Raw genomic sequence first — 21,681 nt, 5'->3', positions numbered from 1 at the left:
GTCAGGCGCTCCGTTGTTCAAGGTCCGCACCGACCAACGCCACTTCCTTGCCTTTTTCCAGCAACTTCCCTTGCTCTAATCGCAATTGCCGTCCGGCGATTGCGGCGACCTTGGGATCATGCGTCACGAGCAGCAGCGTCATCCCCAACTCGGTATTCAATCGCTCGACCAAATCCAGGGTTTGCTCGGTCGTGACCGCATCGAGATCGCCCGTCGGCTCGTCGCCGACAATGATCGTCGGGTTGGCGACAATCGCGCGGGCGATGCCGACGCGTTGCTCCTGTCCACCGGAGAGTTGCCGTGGGTAATGATTGGCCCGATCGCGGAGATCGACAGCATCGAGCGCCAATTCTACCCGTTTGCGCCGTTCGGCTCCGGTGAAAGGGAGTAGCAATAACGGCAGTTCGATATTTTCGTAGGCCGTCAGAACGGGGATCAGATTGTGCATCTGAAAGATGTAGCCGATGTTCGCGGCGCGCCAATCGGCCAACTTGCCGCGCGAGAGGCGGGTAATATCGACGCCGTTCACGACGATCCTCCCGTCAGTTGGGTGGTCGATCCCGGCCAGAGCGTTGAGCAGCGTACTCTTGCCAGTTCCGCTGGCTCCCATCAACGAGACGAAATCACCCCGCTCGATATCGAGATCGACTTCGCGCAAGGGAGTGATCGTTTCTTCGCCTTTGCGAAACTGTTTGGTGAGCTTGCGGATTTCTATGAGGGCCATATGCTGATTCCCAGGCGTTTGAGGTAGCGTCGTTATTTGCTTTTGTTTGTCGGCTTTGAAGGAACCGCACTGTTATGCGACCCCAACGAGGTATCATCACCGCTGATTTTGATTCGTTCTCCCTCAGTCAAACCTTCGCGACCTCCCACGACAAGTTTGTCCAAGGGAGTTAACCCTTCCACGACCTCCGTCAGTTCCTGGGTGCTGGCCGTACCCAAGCGAACCGATTGTTTGCGGGCCACATTCTTGGCGCGATCCGCGATCCAGACTTGTGCGCCGGATTCCGATTTTTCAACCAGTGCCGTGGGAATCAATAAACGGACGGTCTCTTGGGCCAGTTCCAATGCCGCACTGGTTTGCGGAGGGGCCAGGAATGTCACTTGCACCAACATTTCCGGCTTGATGACATCGGGCGGATCGTGAATCGCTACCTTCACCTGTAACGTGTTCTTTTGAATATCAGCAAAGGAAGTCGCCGTGATCACCTCGCCGGCAAGGGCTGTTTTGAGGGCGGCAGAAGAAATTTGCACCGGTTGTCCCGATTGGATTCGGGATACGTCTTCCAGGCGAACATCGGCACGGACCTGCAGTCTTGCCGGGTCATAGAGACTGGCCACCGTACTGGCGTCGCGTTCCGAGGCGGCGTTGATGCCCATCAAACGACGACCGGGCTGGGCGTTGAGCGAAAGCACACGCCCCGCGATGGGGGAGACGACCGTCATTCTCTGGAGACGCAACCCGGCTGAATCAACAGCCAACTTGGCTTGTTGCAATCTCGCTTGGGCCGCTTTAACTTGAGCTTGAGTTTCGCCGAGTTTGCGCGTCTCGTCGGTTTTCGCCTCTAGTTGCAGTTTCAGAGCTTCGCATTTGCGTTGCCAAGCTTGCGCTTCTTTTTCCAAACTAGGAGCGCGGTTTTCCAATTCTTCCACTAAGGCGGTGCTTGTATCCAATTCATTTTTCGCACGTTGGATCACCCGACCGGCAATGGAGTCGGTGAGGCTCGATTTACCGTCATAATCTTGTTGCGCCAAGGCCTGCCGCGATTTTGCCGAACGAATCGCAAACGGCAAATTCATCATCTCAGTTTGCAACTTGGCTAGTGCCGCTTCCGCTTCTGCGTAGGCGGCTTGCAATTGCAACGGTTGCTCAAACTTGCTTGCCGCCGCTTTTTGCGCAGCCTCAACTTCGGCTAATTCCGCTTCGCGCAATTGCAAGAGGGCTTGTGCTTCAGCTAATGCCAACCGCGAATCCTGATCGACGAGTTTTGCCAACGGTTGATCTTTCTCCACCGCTTGTCCTTCCACCACGAGCAACTTATCGACGATCCCTTCGACCATCGCCGAAGCCATCACGGCAGTGGGACGAGGCTCGACCCAGCCCGCCGCTTGAAAGAGCGGAGTTCCCGATTGTTGGATTTCAGCACGGCTAACAAGAACCGGCGTGACCGTGACGGATTTCGCCGGCAAGAATTGTTCCGAAAACGACCATGTGACGACTATGGCAAAACCCAGCACGATGACGAACGGGATGCCGTAACGTGACACCCAAGGACGGCGGCGCGCGGGCAAGCCCGCGCGCGCGTCGCCACGATCCACTGCGAGTTGTCGGAGATCGACGGAAGTTGCCATGAAATCAGCCCCCACAATCTTTTGACAGGCTCATTATTTGACGAAGACGCCGTCGGCCAAGATGGACAGATTACCCATTTCGTCCCGTTTGGCGAGGCCGCGAACGACTAAGGTTTGCGATTCCTTGACCCCAAGCAGCGTTTTCGCGTTCTGGGTAACCGTCTTACCCTTGGGATCGACCAGCTTGACCATTACCATCGCCTTTGGGAGCAGATCAACTTCGCAGCAATAGTCCCATGGAGTGGGGCAGCCTTCGCTCTCGGCGCAGGGTTTCATTTCCATGTCAACGAGCGTGAACGCGGCTTGACCATCCACCCAGGGATTGGGTGATCCGCCGATCCGGCCGACGACCACGATCTGGTCATTATCTTTGGCTGCTTCGCGCGCCAGCTTGATCCCTTGCGCGCCAGTCGGTTCCGCTTTCAAAACGTAAGCCGCTCCCGCGGCGGTCGGCGCTTGACTGTTGGGAGCGTTGCTATTGCTGCCGCAGCCGGTGCAGCAGAAAAGCGCGAGAGTTAACAATGCAGCCGGACGGATTAGATGCAACATGACAAATTCTCCTTAGTAAAGTCGTCGAAAATCAAGCCGCTTTGAGGCCTTCCACGATGGAAAAACGGAGCGCCTTGATAGCCGGGGGAATGGCTCCCAGCAGACCTAACAAAAAACCAGTTCCACATCCGATCAAAATTCCCACGCTATCAACGCGTAAGGCAAAAGCCCCCATCGTGAAGCGAACCGCAGTGCCGTTGACCAACACTAAGGCCAGTACCGCAGCGAGCAGCGACGCGGCCATTGCCAACAACAACGCCTCTTGGATCAAACTTGCCGCTACTGCGCGACGACGAAAGCCAATCGCTTGCAGCGTCGAAAGTTCCCGCACCCGTCCCACGACCGCCCCATACATCGTGTTCAAGCCGGCAAAAACCCCCGCCCCAGCAACTAAGAACACCACCAACCAACCGAGCATCCGCACCGGCTGATAATGGGCTTGGAGGGAAGCGTAGTACTTCGTCTCACCAACAGCCTGCAATTCCAAATCGACTCGTTCTTTGCAGAACAATTCGACATCCGAAGCAGCGGCGCTATTCGCCATGCCCAGTGCGACCAGGCTCAAATCCTGCCGCTTGAGCGTTTGTTGCAAGTCTTCCAGTCCGCACCAGATTTCCGATTCAAAGGCGGCTCCCCCTGCGGTAAAACGGCCGCTGATTCGCCAATCTCTGCCGTCGAATTTGATTGTGTCGCCCACTGCCAAGTCCTGCGACGAACAGCCCAACTTTGCAGCCAGCAAGCGACCGACCAACACTTCGCCCGTTGCGGGCCACTTACCTACAATCATTTGGACTTGTCGTCGGAGCAGCGGCGCCGCGGTCGTCACGCCGCGCACGATTCCTAATGAGGGTGGGCGGGATTGATCCACGGTGACGCGGGTGCCGATGTACAACTCGGGCGAAACGTAGCTTACGTCAAACCGGTGATCCACGCCTTCTAGGCTGGCTGCTAATAAACTTGCAGTACGCGCGGGGATGGCGGAGTTTTCAATATCCGCCGCCGCGCCGACAGAATACACTAACACTACGCTCGGATCGCCGCTCACGGCTAAGGACGCTTCCAATCCGCGAATAAACGCCACTACGACAAACACCAAAAGGACGACTGTCGTCAACCCGAGCAGCGTTAAGAGACTGCGCGTCGGGCGACGGAAGACGTTGCGGATGCCGTATTCCCAGGGTAATAAATGCAGGTTCATGAATCGGTTACGAGAAAAAGAAAAGCAAACTAGAATCGCTTTTCATGTTCAGTGGCCTGTTTGGCAATTCACAGAACGTGCAAACGCGGAGCTACCTAATTCTTGATTGGCCAAACGCCCAATTGGCTGTGCAAGTACGCAAAAATGTATGTCGCGGACCGCGACCAGCGGCAATAGTATCGTTTAAATTAAAAATGATTGCAAGAAAATGCGCAATTTAAGACCAGAAAGTGGCTTTAGCTCAAATAAAAACTGTTCTGATAAATTCCCTCGAACAATCCCCACTATTGCAAACTGATCATTACCAAATACAAGTAACTCTGGGACGCCAGCGAATTCCGGTAGCACAATCCGCTGCATGACCGTGATAGCGGGCATGTTACAAATGCAATCTGTACAATCCTCGTCACTGGGTGTCGAATCGTGAGGTCGACTCTCGGAATTCGTCGTGTTGCAGTAATCACTGCCGGGTGGGGACTGGCAAGTACAACATTGGCAAGCGTGTTCGCTAACGGTGGTGCAATCGTAGTAGTGCGCCGCTTTGAGCGCGCAGTTGAACGGACAAGCCAAAATGCCAGTGATCGTCAACAGCACGTAAATGCATCGAAACATACAAAGTTTCAAATTTAAACCAAAGTTCCAAAATATTTATTATTTTAACAATAACAGTAATCTAAAACAAGGGACAGTTTGCTGTTGGCCTGCACTCTCGCATCCACCTCAGTGGAGCAAATAAGTTAGGCAAATGCAACGCCAACTACCGAAGGATCGCTCGAAAAAAAAACCCGGATTGTGATACTGCTAATGCTAGCTAGTGTAGTGTCTCTGAATTGTAGGAACCAAAATTGTCAGGCGATATCGGATTTTACTGAGCAGTGGTACCACAAATTCCAGATTCTAAAAGTATCCAATAGTGTGAGCCACCACACTAGTTTCAGTGAGTTCCTTTTGGTTTCAAGGGGACCGAATGAGACTACACCTACGGGCTAGATCAAAATCCGACCTATGGGCGTTGGTTACCTCCCCGGCCATACCACCCGCCTATCCTCCCAGCTTTTTGGCCATCGGTTAGAAGATTTTACCTTCACCCAATGGAGCTAGCGGATGCCGTTTCCTCAACGGGAAGCTAGGGTCTGAGTGACACAACCCCCGTAACTCCGACGATTTGCAGGGTTCTGTCACTTGTCACCGTGCAATAAGTTCTGGAATTCACTTCCGCCAGGGTGCACAGTCAAAGCTTCCAGTACTAAATCCTTAGCCTGCTCGCGAGATTCGATAGCGAGCTTGGACCAGAGCGATACCAAATCAGCCAGCTCAGCTTTGAGTTCGTCAGAAAATGCACAAAATGCCTGTGCTATTTGACGTAAGTGCTTGTCACAAAAGATAGTTAGGATTTCTTCGTTTACCCCCCGTAGGGGTACCTGCACGTTTGTATAGTATCCAGTAGAGTCCGATACCCCACAATTTGTGGGGTTTTTTTGTTTGGTGGGTTTTCTTTTGTCGGGGTTCGGTTTAGCAGGATTTCTCTTTCGTGACGGGGCAGTTTGGGCGGAACGGAAACCCTCCGTGAGCCAGGATACACACGCGCTGATGAACATTAGCTGTGCTTGGCTACCAGCGCGACTCATCGTTAATTTCTCGTGATTTTCGCGACTTCTACAAGGTTTCTACACTTACGGGCCAGTGGCGTTTGATCCGTTGTGGGCCAAAGGCCTTCTATTCCAGCTGTTGTTTTTTGAACTGTGGCAAGCCCAGCGTCGCCCTAGGTAGGTTAACGCAATATGAGGTAAGGGCCAAAGGCCCGATTCATGACGCAGCTTGGCATTTGCAAAAAATTACTCGGTTGGCGGGCGAAGGCCCAAGGCACGGTCAATCCCCAACCGCGTTAAACAGCGTGTCCCGGGCCGATGTGGTTTGCCGGGACTTGCCGTGTTTACCGGTCGCTAGTTCCCACACGGCCCCCGCCAGAAGCGCGTCCGCATCCCCATCCCAATTATCACCTTCCAAATTGTAACCGTCCCCGGCGAAACCGTCCCACCAATCATCTTCGTTGGCAAAGAGCCAATCATCGGCAAAGAGCGCGGCTAGCGTGGGCGTCGTCCGTGGCTCGCCCCGCTCTTTGATCACCCGCTCTTTGGTCACTGCCGGCGCGATCGGGACCGGGGATACGCCCAGCGGTCGTAGGTCCAGCACCGCCAGCGGACTGCCGACGCCCGAGCCAAAGTTGCTATCAATGGGCAAATAATCAGCGCCAGTGATCGTGCCGTCAAAATTGCCGTCACCCAAGGTCCAGCCGCCGGATAGTCCGGGCGTCACGGTGCCGGGAAGGGAATCGACGACGATATAATCCGCGCCATCCACCTGCCCATCCAGGTTGTAATCTCCGGGATAAGTGAACCGGACGATTATCTGGCTAAAGCCTGTTCCCGCACCGCTGTCGCCCAGCGTCAGGTCATAAAACGGGTTGCCGACGTCGCCAAACTGGCTATTGGCGTTATCGACGGGAATGATGACGCGTGTGCCGCCGGAGTTGTCGACTGTAGTGCTGCCGATGAGGGGGACGCCGCCGCCGGGAAGCGGACCAAACGTGTAAAAGTTGTCCACGAGGGTGGTGATGGCCGCGAGTGGACTGACTGCTTGCGGGTCGTAGTGCAGGACCAGATCGTTATCGTTGAGGTCCAGGACAGCGCCATTGGCAATCGATAGATTGCGGGAAAGGACGACCAGCCCCGCCGCCGCGCCACTTGGCAACACGCGAACAACCGAGTTCGCCCCGGCCAGCGTGAGATCCCGCTGTCGCAGGCCCGCGGTCAACAGTGTGGCCCCCGCGGCGACGGTCGTATCGAGCGTCCCGCCGCTGGCTGTGCTATCGACACGCGCCACGCCCGCGGTAATCTGCAACGTGTTTTCATCCGCGCCAGCATTATAGACGAACCGCAGCGCGCCGAAATCCGCCGCGCCGTTGGCGTCGATCACGAGCGCGTCGTTGCCGGCAAGCGTATTGAACGTGAGCACCCCGGTCGTCATTGCCGCCAGTTCCGCCACGTAGTCGGGATTGACACCTGGGCCGGGGAGCGTGTTTTCGTAGATTTCGAGCGTTGTGCCATTGCGGCGGACACGATAGGTGTCGGCGGCGCTCGTGCCGGTGATCAGTTCCAGCGTCGCGCTGGCGGTGGCGATGTTCGATGGGTCAGACTCCCCCACTGTGCTGGTCGCTACGACGCGGTATGTGTAGTTCACATACGACGGCAACTGTGTGTTCGTGTAGCTGGTCGCATTGGGGGGGAGCGTGGCAATCGTCGTAAAGGGGCCCGCCGGGCCATTGATGGAGCGTTCGACACGATAGTCGGTCTCGCTGGTGGCGTTGTCCGCCCAGGAAAGCTGGATTTTATTAGCCCCCGTGGGCGTGGCCTGCAAATTTGATGGAGTGGCAGGATCAAGCTGAATCGAAAATAATTCCTCTCCGACTTCTGGTCGACTGCCCGCCACAAATAGGCGGTCTCCGGCAACGACCAGTGAGGTCGGATTAAGCAGCGGCACATTCCCTGGTAACCGGACCGGGACAGTTCCCACCTCGGTCCCGTCACTTTTCCAGAGTTCAGAGCCGTTAACACCATCATCTGCAAAGAAATAGAGCGTGCCGTTGACATTTGTCAGGTAACTCGCTGAGGAATTTGCAGAACCCGCCCTTATATCCTTAACTAGTACGGTGCCAGCATCGGTCCCGTCACTCTTCCAGAGTTCAAATCCACTCATGCCATCGTTAGCCCAGAAATAGAAAATCCCGCCGACATTTGTAAGGGCATTAGGGAAAGAGGAATTTGCACCTTGCCAAATATCCTTGACGCGGACGGTCTCCACTTCGGTCCCGTCACTCTTCCATAACTCAGTACCGCTGGAACCATCATTGGCCCTAAAGTACAGCGTCCCATCAATATTTATGAGGTCGCTAGGGTAGGCGTTGCCAGAACCCGGCCGAATATCTTTGAACAGAAAGGTGCCCGCCTCGGTCCCGTCGCTCTTCCACAATTCCCTACCGCTCACACCGTCATCGGCAGAAAAGAAGAGGGTACCGTCGACGTTCGTCAACTCACTTAGGGTTGAGGAGTTTGTACCGGAGCGTATATCTTTGACAAGAACAGTACCCTCTTCAGTTCCATCACTCTTCCAGAGTTCTCGTCCGTTCACGCCGTCATCGGCCCTGAAAAAAAGCGTCCCTCCCACGTCTGTAAAGTAAAAAGGGTTAGAGGAATTAGCCCCAGCACGGATATCCTTGACAAGGATGGTCCCCGCCTCGGTCCCGTCGCTCTTCCACAATTCCCTACCGCTCACACCGTCATTGGCAGAAAAGAAGAGGGTACCGTCGACGTTTATTAAGTTTTGAGGGTAGGAGTTGCGAGAACCCGGTAGTATATCTTTGACCAAGATGGTACCGGCTTCGGTCCCGTCGCTTTTCCATAGCTCAGTGCCGCTGTCTCCGTCAGCGGCGGTAAAAAAGAGAATTCCGCCGACTTCTGTAAAATTGCTTGGGGAAGCACCGATAGTGCCCGACCAAATATCCTTAACAAGGACGGTACCCGCTTCAGTCCCATCGCTTTTCCATAGCTCAGTGCCGCTAGCGCCAATATTTGCTCTAAAGAAAAGAGTCCCGCCGACGTCCGTCAGATTGCGTATGTTAGACGAACTCTCACCCGGTTGAATGTCTTTTACAAGTTGTGTCCCCGCCTCAGTTCCATCGCTCTTCCACAGCTCATTACCAGTTACCCCATCATTGGCTGTGAAAAAGAGAATGCCTCCAACATTCAACAGATTGTGAGTGCTAGAAGAAATTGTGCCCGGACGTATATCTTTGACGAGTACTGTTCCGGTCTCGGTCCCGTCGCTCTTCCATAGTTCGTAGCCACTGACCCCATTATTCGCGGTGAAAAAGAGCATCCCGCCTATTACAGTTAGGTTACTTGGAGAAAAGTCATTTGTAACTGGCCGTATATCTTTGACGAGTACTGTTCCGGTCTCGGTCCCGTCGCTCTGCCAGAGTTCAATGCCGCTGAACCCGTCATCGGCAAAGAAAAATAGCGTTCCGCCGAAGTTCGTTAGGTTGCTGGGATTAGATGAATTTGCACCCGGACGGATATCTTTGACACGAACGGTGCCAATCTCGGTTCCATCACTTTTCCAGAGTTCAATACCACTGTTGCCGTCATTGGTGGTGAAAAAGAGGGTTTCACCGACATTCGACAGATTGCTAATCCTGCTGGAACCAGTAGTGGGCCGGATATCCTTGACGCGCACAGTGCCGGCTTCGGTCCCGTCGCTCTTCCACAGATCATATCCACTTATCCCGTTGTTAGCCTGAAAGTACAGCGTTCCGCCAATATTGCGTAAAGGATTTGAAGTAGTTAAAAAAGCGGACAATGTACCAGAATTAATATCTTTGATGCGCACGGTGCCCGTCGCGGTTCCATCACTTTTCCACAATTCGTTTCCACTAATGCCGTCGTTGGCAATGAAAAATAGCTTACCTGCAACGTTTGTCATGGCGCGAGGGCTAGACGAATTTGTACCTGGACGGATATCCTTAACGCGGACGGTGCCAGCCTCGCTCCCATCGCTCTTCCACAATTCATATCCGTTTATACCATCGTTAGCACTAAAATATAGAGTACCATTTATGTTTGACAAGTAATTGGTATAAAACGAGGAAAATGAAGAAAAATTACCTGGACGGATATCCTTGACACGCACGGTTCCGGTCTCGGTCCCGTCACTCTTCCAAAGCTCAATTCCAGTGGCAAGTTCATCGGCTATGAAAAAGAGTGTACCGCCGACGACCGTTAGATTGCGTGGGTTTGATGAATCTACACCAGGCTTGATATCCTTGACGCGGACAGTTCCCGCCGCCGTACCATCACTCTTCCAAAGCTCTATGCCACTAACACCGTCATTTGCTGTGAAGTAAACAGTCCCGCCGAGGTCGATATACTCTTTAGGTGCAGAAGATAAAGGAAATGGATTAATATCCTTCACCAACTCCAAATCCCCCGCTAAGGGGAGGCGGGGTTCTAATTGCTCAAAGCCCGCGCGGCGACGGCGCGCGGCGGAAAAGAGCCGGGCGGAAGGTGAATTTTGAACTGGTCGGGAACCGCCAAAGAAATCGCGTGCGCTGGACATGGTTTGCCCCGAATGAAATAGTCTGCCCCGAATGTTGTCAATTTTATGGGAGATTGCCTGTGGGGGGTAGTTTCAATTTTAGCAAAGAGATTGTTAGGATTTGATGGTTTAAATCAAAAAATTACGATTAAAAATGCAGAAGGGGGATTTACGCGAAAAATCTTGCTGGTAAGCGGGTTTACGATACTCTGGCGTGGATTTCGGCTGCACGGCGGAATTCGGCAACGGAGTTGCCTCCTACATTTTTCCACGCAATTCTCACCCCGCATCCCTCTTCCCACGCACCCCCACCGCCGATGCCAGCGGCGGCTTTGTGGGCGTCGCGGCAAAATTGGGGAGGGGTTGTTTTGCGTCCCTCGGGTGGTCGTTGCGCTCCAACCCGGGGCTAGGGGCTGTAACCGATTTGCGGTAGAAAGACTTTTGAACCAAAAACCAAAAACCAGTAACTAAAAACTAATTCGGCGAGTGAAACTCGCCGCTACGGGCAGATCGGCGAGTAAAACTCGTCGGTACTGACCTTCGGCGACGAAACGTCGCCGCTACGGGGAAATCGGTGACGGATTTGTATTAACTCGTACCAGGTTATGTTACAAATTGCCAAAATAGGCTTGGTCCCGCGTTTCATAATCTTGGTAACCTAATAGGTCATACAGTTCTTGGCGGGTTTGTAGCTGGGATAAAAAACCTGCTTGTGTGCCCGTGGCCCGCAATTCCCGCAACGCGGCCTGAACGCCTCGCAGGGCCACACGCAAGAGAGTTACGGGAAAGAGGACTCCGTTATAACCCAAGGAGCCCCATTCCTGCAGCGAAAGGAGCGGCGATTTGCCAAATTCGGTCATATTGGCAATGAGGGGTGTCTGGATCTCCTGGCGAAACCGGACATATTCCTCGCGGGTGGTTAGCGCCTCGGGAAAAATCGCGTCCGCCCCCGCCGCCACATACGCTCGCGCCCGCAAAATGGCTTCCTCCAGGTTGGTCACGCCGCGGGCATCGGTCCGGGCAACAAGCATGGTCGCTGGATCTCGCCGCGCGGCCACGGCCGCCCGAATTTTTGCGCACATGGCATCCGTGGAAATGAGACTTTTACCGCTTAGATGACCACAGCGCTTGGGGAGTTCTTGATCCTCGATTTGGATGGCCGCCGCGCCAGCGTCTTCCAGTTCGCGCATGGTCCGCTCCACGGCCAGGGCCTCGCCAAAACCGGTATCCGCATCGACCAAAATGGGCAAATCACAAGCGCGGGTGAGCCGCCGGGTCTCTTCCGCCAGTTCGGCCAGGCCAAACAGGCCGACATCGGGGAGGGCCAACTGCCCGGCGGAAAAAGCGGCCCCGGACAGATAGGCCGCCTGAAACCCGCTAGCGGCGATCATCCGCCCCACTAGGGGATTAAAGGCCCCGGGTAACGGGACAGGGCCGGTGGATAGAAGTTTGCGAAAAGTATGTCCGGTGGAGGTCATAGGAGTTATACGAGGGAATCATTTGCGGGATGCAAGCTGTATATAGTTTACCGCATTTGGCCGTTTTCGAATATGACAATGGCAGTGGACGTGGGCAATTGCGTTGTTCGTAAGTTTGTTTTTGGGCTATGATATGCGAAAGTGGTAACAACATGATTGTCAGCGATGATGAATCGGGCCGTTGGTCCTGTCCATTTACCTAGGGCGACACTGCGCTTGCCACAACTCCTTAGGCGCGGCTGGGATAGGTCGGGCCTTCGGCCCACGAGGATCAAAAGACTTGGACCAGCAACCGGTTTACCAACTAAAAATATTTGCTTAGACACAGAATACAGCGTTTTAACCCACCAATGCCATCGGCGGTTTTGTCCCCTCACCCTGTTCCCCTGCTCCCCCGCACCTCTGCACCAACAGTTCCACCATTGCCATCGGCAGCTTTGTGTTCCCTACCCACTACCCACTACCCACTACCCACTACCCACTACCCACTACCCACTACCCACCAACCACTACCCACCAACCACTACCCACCAACCACTACCCACCAACCACTACCCACCAACCACTACCCACCAACCACTACCCACCAACCACTATCCCCTACCCACTATCCCCTACCCACTATCCACCACCCCCTCGCCCCTGCAACATCCCGCCATGCCCTTGCGTATCACACATTTTCTCTGTTGGCTGGCGACTTTTAGTCTGTTTTTTTTGCACGGAGCCTGGCCCACACCCGACTCCAACGAAACCCATTATCTGACCAAAGCGCGGCATTATTGGCAGCCTGATTTTGGCCAGGGTGAACTCTTTTTAGAATCCGCCGACGCCCATCAAGTGTTTTATTGGACCTGGGGCTGGACCACGCGTGTGATGCCATTGGAGTGGTCGGCCTGGCTGGGGCGACTGTTGACTTGGGCGGGTTTGGCGGCGGCGTGGCAATATTTAGCGGGAAAATTACTACGCTATCCGGCCGGAGGCCCACTGGCGGCCGCGCTCTTTGTGGGTCTGAATGAGCGCTATCACCTGGCGGGTGAATGGGTGGTAGGGGGCATCGAGGCCAAAGGTTTTGCGTATATTTTGATTTTATTCGCGGTCGCCCGCGCAGTGTGTGATCATTGGCGTAGCGCGTTTGTGCTGTTTGGCGCGGCGAGCGCATTTCATGTTTTGGCGGGGGGGTGGTCCACCATTGCCGCGTTTATTGCGTGGCTCGTGTTAGGCCGCAGCGCTTGCCCCCTGGCAAAAGTCTGGCCCGCGTGGGTGGTGGGGGGACTTTTGGCAGCACCGTCGATTTGGTGGGGAGTGGAACTGACGCGCGGGCAAGAGGCGGATATTGTCGCCCAAGCGAATGAAATCTATGTGGTCGAGCGGCTTTCCCATCATCTGTTGCCAGAACGCTTTCCCAACCGGCATTTTGTGCGTTTTTTGGGATTGTTGGCGTTTACGCTAACCCTGTTGACGGGAATCTGGCTGCTGGAAGATCGCGACAATCTGCCAAACGGGAAAAATCCTGTCCCTTGTGACCAAACCGAGCTACCGCGGCGTTGGGATATTTTTGTCCTATGGTGTGTGGGGAGCGTGCTCATACTCATGGCGGGTCTGACCATTCAAATATTATGGCATGACAACCCTGTCCGCCTGCATGCGCTGTTGCGTTACTACTGGTTTCGCAGTAGCGATGCGTTTGTTCCGCTCTTAGCGGGCTTTGCCGCGTGGCGGGTTGTTGAGTTATTTGCCTCGCGCGGCAATTGGCGGGCCTGGGGCCTGGGGGGGATTTTGCTCGCGGCGGTCATCTGGGATACCGCTGCACAAATGCCTCATTGGCCATTTACTGTGCCGGGGCTGCATACCGCCAGCGTCGATGCCCGGCCCGATCAACGCCGCAACTATATCCTGACGGAATGGCGAGATGTCTGCCGCTGGGCACGGGAAAACACCTCTTCATCAGCCCGTTTTTTGACGCCACGCTTATCGGCCACGTTCAAGTGGTACGCCCAGCGCGGAGAAGTCGTCAACTGGAAGGATATGCCCCAGGACGCCGCCAGTCTGGTGGCGTGGTGGCAAAGGTTGCGCGATTTGCATGGGGAAGATAACCCCGCCAATCCGCTGGACCGTTGGCATGATTCACTCGCGCACCACGGGCTGCCACGGCTCCAGGAATTGGGCAAGAAATACGGGGCGGATTATGCGATTGTGGTTTATTTTGACGACACACCGCGTCTGACGGAGCCAGCCTTGTACCAAAACAAAATGTTCGCCGTGTATGCTTTGAACGGGGAATAGGGAACAGGGATCACAAAGCCGCCGATGGCATCGGCGGAATTCTAGGGAGGGGAGAAGCAGGGATGCGGAGGTGCAGGGGATCGGGGAACAGGGGGCATGACAAACGACGCTATTTCGGATTTTTACGGGGCATTGCATAATATACGTTGACTTCCAGCGATTAGCTGGGAACATCCATTTCCTTCACTCTTAGCCGCTCTCATTTATGTCCGACTACGAAGTCCTCGGCCAATTTTATTTGGGCAAGCCCTACGATCTGGCCAGCGGTAAAACACGGTCCGAATACCTGCTCTATGACGCCAAGGATTTGGTCACGCACGCACTCTGCGTGGGTATGACCGGCAGCGGTAAAACGGGGCTGTGCCTGGCATTACTCGAAGAAGCGGCCATTGACGGAATCCCGGCGATCATCATCGATCCAAAGGGAGATATTGCCAACTTGTGTCTGACGTTTCCCCAGCTTCGCCCCACTGATTTTCAACCCTGGATCGATCCGGGCGAAGCGACGCGGCAGGGAAAATCAGTCGAGGAATACGCCACGGATGTCGCGGCGCGATGGAAAAAAGGCTTGGGGGACTGGGACCAACCTCCCGAGCGCATTCAAAAATTCCGCGACGCGGTGGAAGTAGCGATTTATACCCCGGGCAGTAACGCGGGACTGCCGCTCACTGTGCTGAAGTCGTTTGCCGCCCCCGCCGCCGCTATCCGCGAACAACCGGACGCCTTGCGCGAACAAATTAACAGCGCCGTGGCGGGGTTGTTGGCGCTCTTGCAAATCGAAGGGGATCCCCTGCGCAGCCGCGAATTTATCTTGTTGGCCACGTTGCTCGAGCGGGCTTGGCAAGAGGGCAAGGATGTCGCATTAGGCGAACTTATTCGCGAGATTCAAACCCCGCCGTTTGACAAGCTTGGCTTTTTAGACCTGGAAAGCTTCTTCCCGCAAAAGGACCGCTTTACCCTGGCCATGGCGCTCAATAATTTGCTGGCGTCACCCGGCTTTCAGACTTGGCTGACCGGCGCTCCCTTGGATATCCAAAAGTTGCTCTACACCTCCACGGGCAAGCCGCGGCATGTCATTTTATCCATCGCGCATCTGAGCGACGCGGAACGGATGTTTTTTGTCACGATCGTCCTCAACGCGGTCATCGCCTGGATGCGAGCCCAGACCGGTACCACCAGCCTGCGGGCGATTTTGTACATGGATGAGGTTTTTGGCTATTTTCCCCCTACCGCCAATCCACCTAGCAAGACGCCCATGCTGACGCTGCTAAAGCAGGCCCGCGCGTTCGGCCTGGGCGTGGTGTTGGCGACGCAAAACCCGGTGGATTTGGATTACAAGGGGTTATCCAACTGCGGGACGTGGTTTCTGGGCAGATTGCAGACCGAGCGGGACAAGCTGCGGGTGCTAGACGGATTGGAGGGGGCCTCGACCGCCGCGGGAGCAGCGTTTGACCGGGCGGAGCTGGAAAAAACGCTTTCTAGCCTAGGGAATAGAGTGTTCCTGATGAATAACGTGCACGAGGATGCCCCGGTCGTGCTGCAAACACGCTGGGCGTTGTCGTACTTGCGGGGGCCAATTTCCAGCGAGCAGATCCGCACGTTGATGGCTCCCTTGCGGGATGGCGCGGCCGCGACCGAGACCGTGCAAAAAATGGCGGATTCCGCCAGTCGCCCGGTTCTTCCCCCTGGAATCGAAGAAGTCTTTATCGCCCGCCGCGCCGCAAAGCCAGCCGGGAAGGGCGTGGAGTATCGCCCGGCGCTGTATGGCACGGCCAAGGTTCATTATCAAAATGCGGCGCAGGGGATTGACCATAGTGAAAACGTGACATTCCTGGTTCCGGTGGATGGCAAGTTGACCGACGAAGTTTGGACCTCCGCCGAGGATATGACCGAGGCAGGAGTCGATCTAGATAGCGGACCTGAGGATGGCGCGCGGTTTGCCACGCTTCCCGCCGCGCTTTGCAAAGCGAAAGCCTACGAGGGTTTTGCCAGCGATCTGCGCGATTCCCTGTATCGAACCAAACGGCTCCCCCTGTGGAAATATGCCAAACTGAAAATTGTCTCCCAACCGGGGGAATCGCAAGCGGAGTTTCGCATCCGCTTGTCCCAGGCCGCGCGCGAACTGCGCGACACCGAACTGGAAAAGCTGCGCCAAAAGTACTCCCCCAAGATGACCGCGCTCAAGGAGCAGATTCGCAAGGCCGAACAAAAAGTGGCCAAGGAAAAAGAACAAGCCCGCGGCACGGTCATTCAATCAGTGATCACGATTGGTTCCTCGGTGATCGGGTCGGTCTTTGGCCGCAAACTAGCCAGCTCGGCGAATGTTGGCCGCGCCGCCACGGGCGCGCGGGCCGCCAGCCGGGCACTCAGCCAGCAGGCCGACGTGGGCCATGCCGAAGAAACGGTAGAAGCGCTAAACGCCCGGTTTGAGGAAATGAATCAAGAATTTAAGCTTGAATGCGAGAAGATTGAAAATACCGTGCAGGCGGATAAGCTACCGCTGGAGGAACTGTGCCTAACGCCCAAGAAAGCCGACATTACCGTGAATAAGGTGGTTTTGGCCTGGATGCCGGTTGTAGTATAACCGGTGATTAACCGGTCATCCCCGTTGGTGATCGTTTGATACGCGCTACCGCGTTGCCCGGGAAATATCCTGCGGGCGATTCCGGCTGCCGTGCTGAAATGCCCGCGCGCATTTTATATTCCTCCGCCCGTGAATTCAGGGCGGTCACCAGCTTTTTAACAATGTCGTCCATTTCCGCTTGGACTTTTTCCCTGGCCGTCCCTTTATCTAACGCGGCCAGTTGAGCGTCAAATTTATCCCGCCAGAGTTTACATTTTTCCCGCAACCAATCCCGCTCGACAGGGGGCAATTGCGGATGTTCGGCGACAATGAGCCGGTCGCAGCCGCTGCGCATTTCTACAATTCGCTGCTTAAGCGTGACGGTCGAGTCGGGCCGCTTGTTAAACCAGGCGTCACCCGCCTTGGCCAAGGTTTGCAAGTATTCCGCCGGAGGCAATTTTTGCGAAAGCAAATCCGGGCCATGCCAGCCCCAGGTCGGTTGGGGGAGGGGAGGGTTTCCCTGGGGAATCCACAAGCTTAGCACCAAAATCGACGCCGCCACCGCCACCGCCGTCCACAAGTAGCGCCAATTGATATGGGGGGGGAGGGAAGAGGGGCGCTGGATATCTGTTGATCCGGAATTACCCGCGGCAAACAAGGGATTGTGAAGTTGTAGTTTTTTCTTAACTCGCTGGCTAGCGCTAGCGACGTCCGGTTCGGCGGCTAACAGTCTTTCCCAAATTTGGCCCCCTTCAATTAAAATCAATTCCTGGAGCGGGACCAATAGTTCCGGCCTGCCTAAAAGTTGTTTCTGTTTATCCGTCGAAACAGCGGTAAGTCCTTGTTCCAACAGGATCGCTTTGTCCCCGCCCAGCCATTGATAAAGTTCTTCGTCGGTGGCGGTGGTAGTTGTCCCGCCGTGAATTGTTTGCAGTTCCCGCGCCAGTTGCGGCAGTCCGGGGCCGACTAGTTCCCGGGCCAACCAGTCGGCAATGTCCGCTGGTTCGCTGGGGATCTCTAAAATACGGGCGTTCATGGGGTTTCCTCCCGCAGGCAGCGCCGCAGTTGGTTTTTGGCGGTGTCAAAGCGTTTTGAAATCTGCGACGCTTCCATTTGTAATTCCAGGGCCAATTGTTTGTAGGGCAAGTCATTCAACCAGCCCCGCACCACGGCGGCCTTATCCGTGTCCAGCTTTTCCAGGCATCCGCGCAACCGCGACAGCAATTCCAGTAGATCAGAGCTATCCTCTGACGATTCGGATTGATCTGGGGGTTCCCACGGTTTGCCATCCTCTCCTGGATGACTGCCGGGCGTGGTCATCCGCGATAATTTGTAGGCGGCGCTACGGGAGCGATCGATTACAAAATTTCGCGCCAAGGTAAAAATCCAACCGCGAAAATGGCCCCCCGGAAATCCTTTTTCCACGGCCTTCAGCCATATTTCCTGCAAACAGTCCTCCGCCTGGTCACGGCCGACCTTTGACCCCAGCCAGCGCAGCAGGGAAGGGGCGTGTTCGTCGTAAAGGCTTTCCCAATTTGGTGTTTCGGCGTGCATGACACCAGTTTGTCGCCATTCCACGCGGGGAGTCAAGTGACTTTTACGGTGAATCGGTAACAAACTGGCTATCCAGTAGTGTCAACGAACGGGGGAAGCCATTCTTCCCCCTCAATTCCAATTAATTTTTTACGCCACCGGGGGAAGAATTGGCGGACGCCTCCGTTTGCCAATGTGAACGCAATTTTATGCGTTTTTTAGGACTCCAGGGTTTTTGGACAGGTCTCCCCTGAAGAAATCTTGGAGTATCCCCCGCTTGCTGGTTAAAATAAGCCACACAGGCGAGACACCTCCCATTTTGCCGTGACTTGAGACAAATCATGTTTACCTCCATGAGAAAGCGGATCATGAAAACGCTTGTTGCCCTGGGTATGGCGTTTGTTGCCATCGTTGTCCTGGCCAATCCCCTGAACGCCGGAGAGGCGGAGCAAGCCACGGCGCTCTTGCGTAAGTATTGCTACGAATGCCATGGGACCGATTTTGCCTATCCTAGCTTGGATATTTTAGACCGGGCGACGCTGATTGAACCTAAAAGCAAAGATGAAAAGCCGTTTTTGGTTCCGGGGGACGCGGCGGCATCGCGGATTTTTCAGCGGCTGACCGCCACCGATAGCGCCGAGCGGATGCCTCCCGAGGACCAGCCCCAGCCAACCGCCGCGGAGAAAGAACTGATTGGCAAATGGATCGCTGCGGGGGCGGAATTTCCAGCGGCGGATCGTCCCGCCCGTCCCTACAAAGGGGAAGATACGATTTTAGCAGCGTTGGCCGCCGACCTGGAAAAAGTTCCCGCCGAGCATCGGCAATTTACTCGCTATTTTACCCTCTTGCATCTGTGGAATAATCCCGCGGCCAGCGACCATGATTTGCGCTTGGTCCGCGCCGCGGTAAGCAAACTGATCAATAGCCTGTCAAAACAAGTCCGGATCACTCCCCCCCGCGTGGTCGATGCGGATGGGTTGCTTTTGGCGATTGACTTGCGTGATTATGGCTGGGACAAGGGGAACCGCTGGAACTTGCTGATCGGCGGTGACGACACCACCGGGGGCTACCCTTATGGACTGAGTCGCGGCAGTCCCGCCGCCAAAAAAGTGTATGACCTGGCACAGTCCGACCTGCCCTATGTGCGGGCCGATTGGTTTGTCTACAACGCCGCCCGTCCCGCGCTGTACTATGCCCTTTTGGGTTTACCGCAAAGCCAAAAAGCCCTGGAAGAAGAGCTGGGGGTAAATGCCCGGGAGAATCTGGAGCGCGACCGCACCGCCCGGGCGGCGTTTCGCGAAAGCGGCGTCAGCGATAACTCGCGGATGGTGCAGCGGCAAGAAGCCAAGTACGGCGCGTATTGGGACAGCTTTGACAATGCAACCGATGGGGGGGATGTGGACTTTTTTATCAAGCCGTTAGGGCCAATCGACCCGGAAAAACCCTCCCGCGCGGCGTTTAAGCACGATGGGGGCGAGGTGATTTTTCATCTGCCGAATGGCCTGCTGGCTTTTTATTTGGCCACGGACCAGGGGGCGGTTTTAAACGAGGGGCCGATCAATATCGTCCGCGATCCCCAGCAGTTTTCTGGATCAAATAAAATCCTCAATGGCATCTCCTGCTTTGGCTGCCACCGCCAGGGTTTTATCCCCTTTACCGACACGTTGCGGGAAGGATATGTCAATCGCCAGGGAGAATCCGTGGCCGATAAGGTGCTCAAAATCTTTCCCGTGGCCGAGGTGATGGAACGCTATCGCCGGGAGGATAGCGAACGGTACCAACTGGGACTCGATAAGGCGACCTTGCAGTTTTTGCGGACATCACCCGAGGATAAACGCTCGGCGATCGACTTTCCCGAACCGATCACGCATGTCAGCCGCCATTACGACCGCAAGTTGACATTTGACGACATCGCCCGCGAGTTATTGCTTCCCGCCGATGACGCGACCGCCGCGGAACACAACATTCCCACGGTCGCGGATCTAAAATCGCAATTAAAACTGAACGCGGCCTTGCAGAACGCCGGTTTGGAACCAATCACCCGCGGCGAAGTTGTTCCCCGCTCGATGTGGGAAAAAGCCTATCATCGCACCGCGCGGGTGCTGCGATTGGGCGTGCCGGTCCACTTTGGAAATTGAGGATGCCATCAGGAAAGCATGTTGGGAGTTTAGCCGCAAGAACAACAAAAAAAGCAAAAAGAGTAAGAAATGCAAGATGGAAGATTTATGTTGAACGTGCGTTTTCCATCATAGACATGTCCGCACAACTGTCACTTCAATCTGAAAACTGAACGACTTCACACTGCCACCGATAACTGATTCATCACAAACAAGGTTTCCCATGTCCCCATCATTCAAACAATTGCTCATGCTGGTTTGCAGCGCGTGCTTGGCATACGGAATGCAATGGCAACCCGTCGCGGCGGCCGAGGTTGAGGATATCGGCTTTAACCGGTTGGAGGAAGCGGCCCAGCGGATCGCCAAACACGTCGGGAAACTACTGACGGAATACAACGAGACCGCGGTTATCGTGGGGGATTTTACGGCCCCTCCGCGGCTCAAGACCAGCGGCGGAACCGGCGTGCGGCAACTGGTCATTAACGCGCTCAAAAGCCAAAAAATCGACGTGCGCGATGATGCAAAACTGCAATTGATTGGCTCGTTTGCCAACTCCGACCAAGAACAGCGGTTTGAGGGAGAAATAGGCCTGTTGGTCAAAGCACAGCTTTTGGATGAAAACGACCGCGATCTGGATAAGTTCAATATCAGCGTGTTTGGCGCGGCGGCGTTGCAGATTACCGGCGGCACGGTTGATCTTCCCGCCAACGCCAATGCCGACGAGCGTCGTGAAAAGCAAAATAACGCCCTAAAAAACCCCGCGGCCACCATTGTCAAAAACGAAGTACGGGCGGCTCCCGGGAGCGAATTTGGGATCGAAATCCTCACCAAAGATGGGGCGGATCTCTCTTCCCGCCAGCCGACATTAACCAGTGGGCGGGCGTTTGTCCCCCTGCACAAAGGGGAAGAGTACATTGTACGGTTGTACAATCGGAGTCCCCACGAAGCCGCCGTCCTGGTCACGGTGGACGGGCTGTCGATGTTTAGCTTTAGCAGCAAAGGAAATTTTGGCAGCCAGGTCATCGTCCCCCCCGGCAAGCATGTGGATGTGACCGGCTGGTACTTTGACGATAACGACACCAGGGCGTTCTTATTGACCAGTTACCCCGACAGCGCGGCGGGTAAAAAAGGGATCCCCACGAGCAGCATTGGCGTCATCACCGCCACGTTTGCGGCGACCTGGAAGCCCGAGGACCAGGCCCCCGGCGATGAGACAAGCACCCGCGGCGCGGACACCGCGACCGGTATCGGCGAAAAAACTGGCCAAAACTGGGTGCCCGTCAAGCGGGTCATCGGCCGTCCCCGCAGCGTCGTCAGCGTACGGTACAACCGGCCAGGAGAGTAAAGGCGGGCAATCTTTGGCAATATTCCGGAAAAGATTTTCTAGCCAAGATTATGAACAGACTTTATACTGCGAACTACCGTTGGCAGTGATCCGTTTAATAATTCCGCTTCATT

At 55.2% G+C, this 21,681-nt stretch carries 13 protein-coding genes; 4 read left to right on the top strand and 9 right to left on the bottom strand.

Translation table 11 applies throughout. The features are described 5' to 3' along the window. Position 1: 1 nt before the first annotated feature. The 7 genes from SFX18_02515 to prpB form a co-directional block, all read right to left on the bottom strand. Positions 2–724 (bottom strand): ABC transporter ATP-binding protein, encoded by a 723-nt coding sequence (locus SFX18_02515; GenBank protein MDX1961997.1) that lies wholly within the window; start codon positions 722–724, stop codon positions 2–4. A gap of 32 nt (positions 725–756) precedes the next feature. After that, complete coding sequence (locus SFX18_02510) at positions 757–2,352, bottom strand: HlyD family efflux transporter periplasmic adaptor subunit (protein MDX1961996.1); 1,596 nt, start codon at positions 2,350–2,352, stop codon at positions 757–759. A 33-nt stretch (positions 2,353–2,385) separates the two neighbouring features. After that, entirely contained in the window at positions 2,386–2,901 is a 516-nt protein-coding gene (locus tag SFX18_02505; protein MDX1961995.1) for a hypothetical protein, read from the bottom strand. A gap of 31 nt (positions 2,902–2,932) precedes the next feature. Continuing rightward, entirely contained in the window at positions 2,933–4,099 is a 1,167-nt protein-coding gene (locus SFX18_02500) for an ABC transporter permease (protein MDX1961994.1), read from the bottom strand. A gap of 183 nt (positions 4,100–4,282) precedes the next feature. Continuing rightward, the gene (locus tag SFX18_02495) at positions 4,283–4,477 is read right to left on the bottom strand and encodes a hypothetical protein (GenBank protein MDX1961993.1); all 195 of its coding nucleotides are present in this window, start codon (positions 4,475–4,477) and stop codon (positions 4,283–4,285) included. 1,491 nt (positions 4,478–5,968) lie between these two features. Further along, the gene (locus SFX18_02490) at positions 5,969–10,270 is read right to left on the bottom strand and encodes a fibronectin type III domain-containing protein (GenBank protein MDX1961992.1); all 4,302 of its coding nucleotides are present in this window, start codon (positions 10,268–10,270) and stop codon (positions 5,969–5,971) included. A gap of 587 nt (positions 10,271–10,857) precedes the next feature. After that, on the bottom strand, positions 10,858–11,727 hold the full coding sequence (prpB, locus tag SFX18_02485; protein MDX1961991.1) for a methylisocitrate lyase: 870 nt from the start codon (positions 11,725–11,727) through the stop codon (positions 10,858–10,860). Positions 11,728–12,384: 657 nt separating this feature from the next. Between prpB and SFX18_02480 the strand changes: the two genes are divergently transcribed. Together SFX18_02480 and SFX18_02475 are read left to right on the top strand one after the other, a co-directional pair. Beyond that, positions 12,385–14,010, top strand: coding sequence for a DUF6798 domain-containing protein (locus SFX18_02480; protein MDX1961990.1), 1,626 nt, complete (start codon positions 12,385–12,387; stop codon positions 14,008–14,010). 205 nt (positions 14,011–14,215) lie between these two features. Next, positions 14,216–16,594 carry a type IV secretion system DNA-binding domain-containing protein gene (locus SFX18_02475; GenBank protein MDX1961989.1) on the top strand — a complete coding sequence of 793 codons (2,379 nt, stop codon included), beginning with the start codon at positions 14,216–14,218 and terminating at the stop codon, positions 16,592–16,594. Between the two features lie 7 nt (positions 16,595–16,601). Here SFX18_02475 and SFX18_02470 read toward each other — a convergent pair whose 3' ends face one another. Next, entirely contained in the window at positions 16,602–17,609 is a 1,008-nt protein-coding gene (locus SFX18_02470; GenBank protein MDX1961988.1) for a hypothetical protein, read from the bottom strand. Further along, complete coding sequence (locus SFX18_02465; GenBank protein ID MDX1961987.1) at positions 17,606–18,151, bottom strand: sigma-70 family RNA polymerase sigma factor; 546 nt, start codon at positions 18,149–18,151, stop codon at positions 17,606–17,608. The genes SFX18_02470 and SFX18_02465 overlap by 4 nt, the downstream gene beginning before the upstream one ends. A 323-nt stretch (positions 18,152–18,474) precedes the next feature. On the opposite strand from SFX18_02465, the gene SFX18_02460 reads away from it, so the two are divergent. Both SFX18_02460 and SFX18_02455 read left to right on the top strand, forming a co-directional pair. Beyond that, positions 18,475–20,244 carry a c-type cytochrome domain-containing protein gene (locus SFX18_02460; GenBank protein MDX1961986.1) on the top strand — a complete coding sequence of 590 codons (1,770 nt, stop codon included), beginning with the start codon at positions 18,475–18,477 and terminating at the stop codon, positions 20,242–20,244. 202 nt (positions 20,245–20,446) lie between these two features. Beyond that, on the top strand, positions 20,447–21,568 hold the full coding sequence (locus SFX18_02455; GenBank protein ID MDX1961985.1) for a hypothetical protein: 1,122 nt from the start codon (positions 20,447–20,449) through the stop codon (positions 21,566–21,568). Positions 21,569–21,681: the final 113 nt, after the last annotated feature.

The organism is Pirellulales bacterium, assembly GCA_033762255.1.
Classification (GTDB): Bacteria; Planctomycetota; Planctomycetia; order Pirellulales; family JALHPA01; genus JANRLT01.
This window is presented reverse-complemented; position numbering and strand designations above follow the sequence as displayed.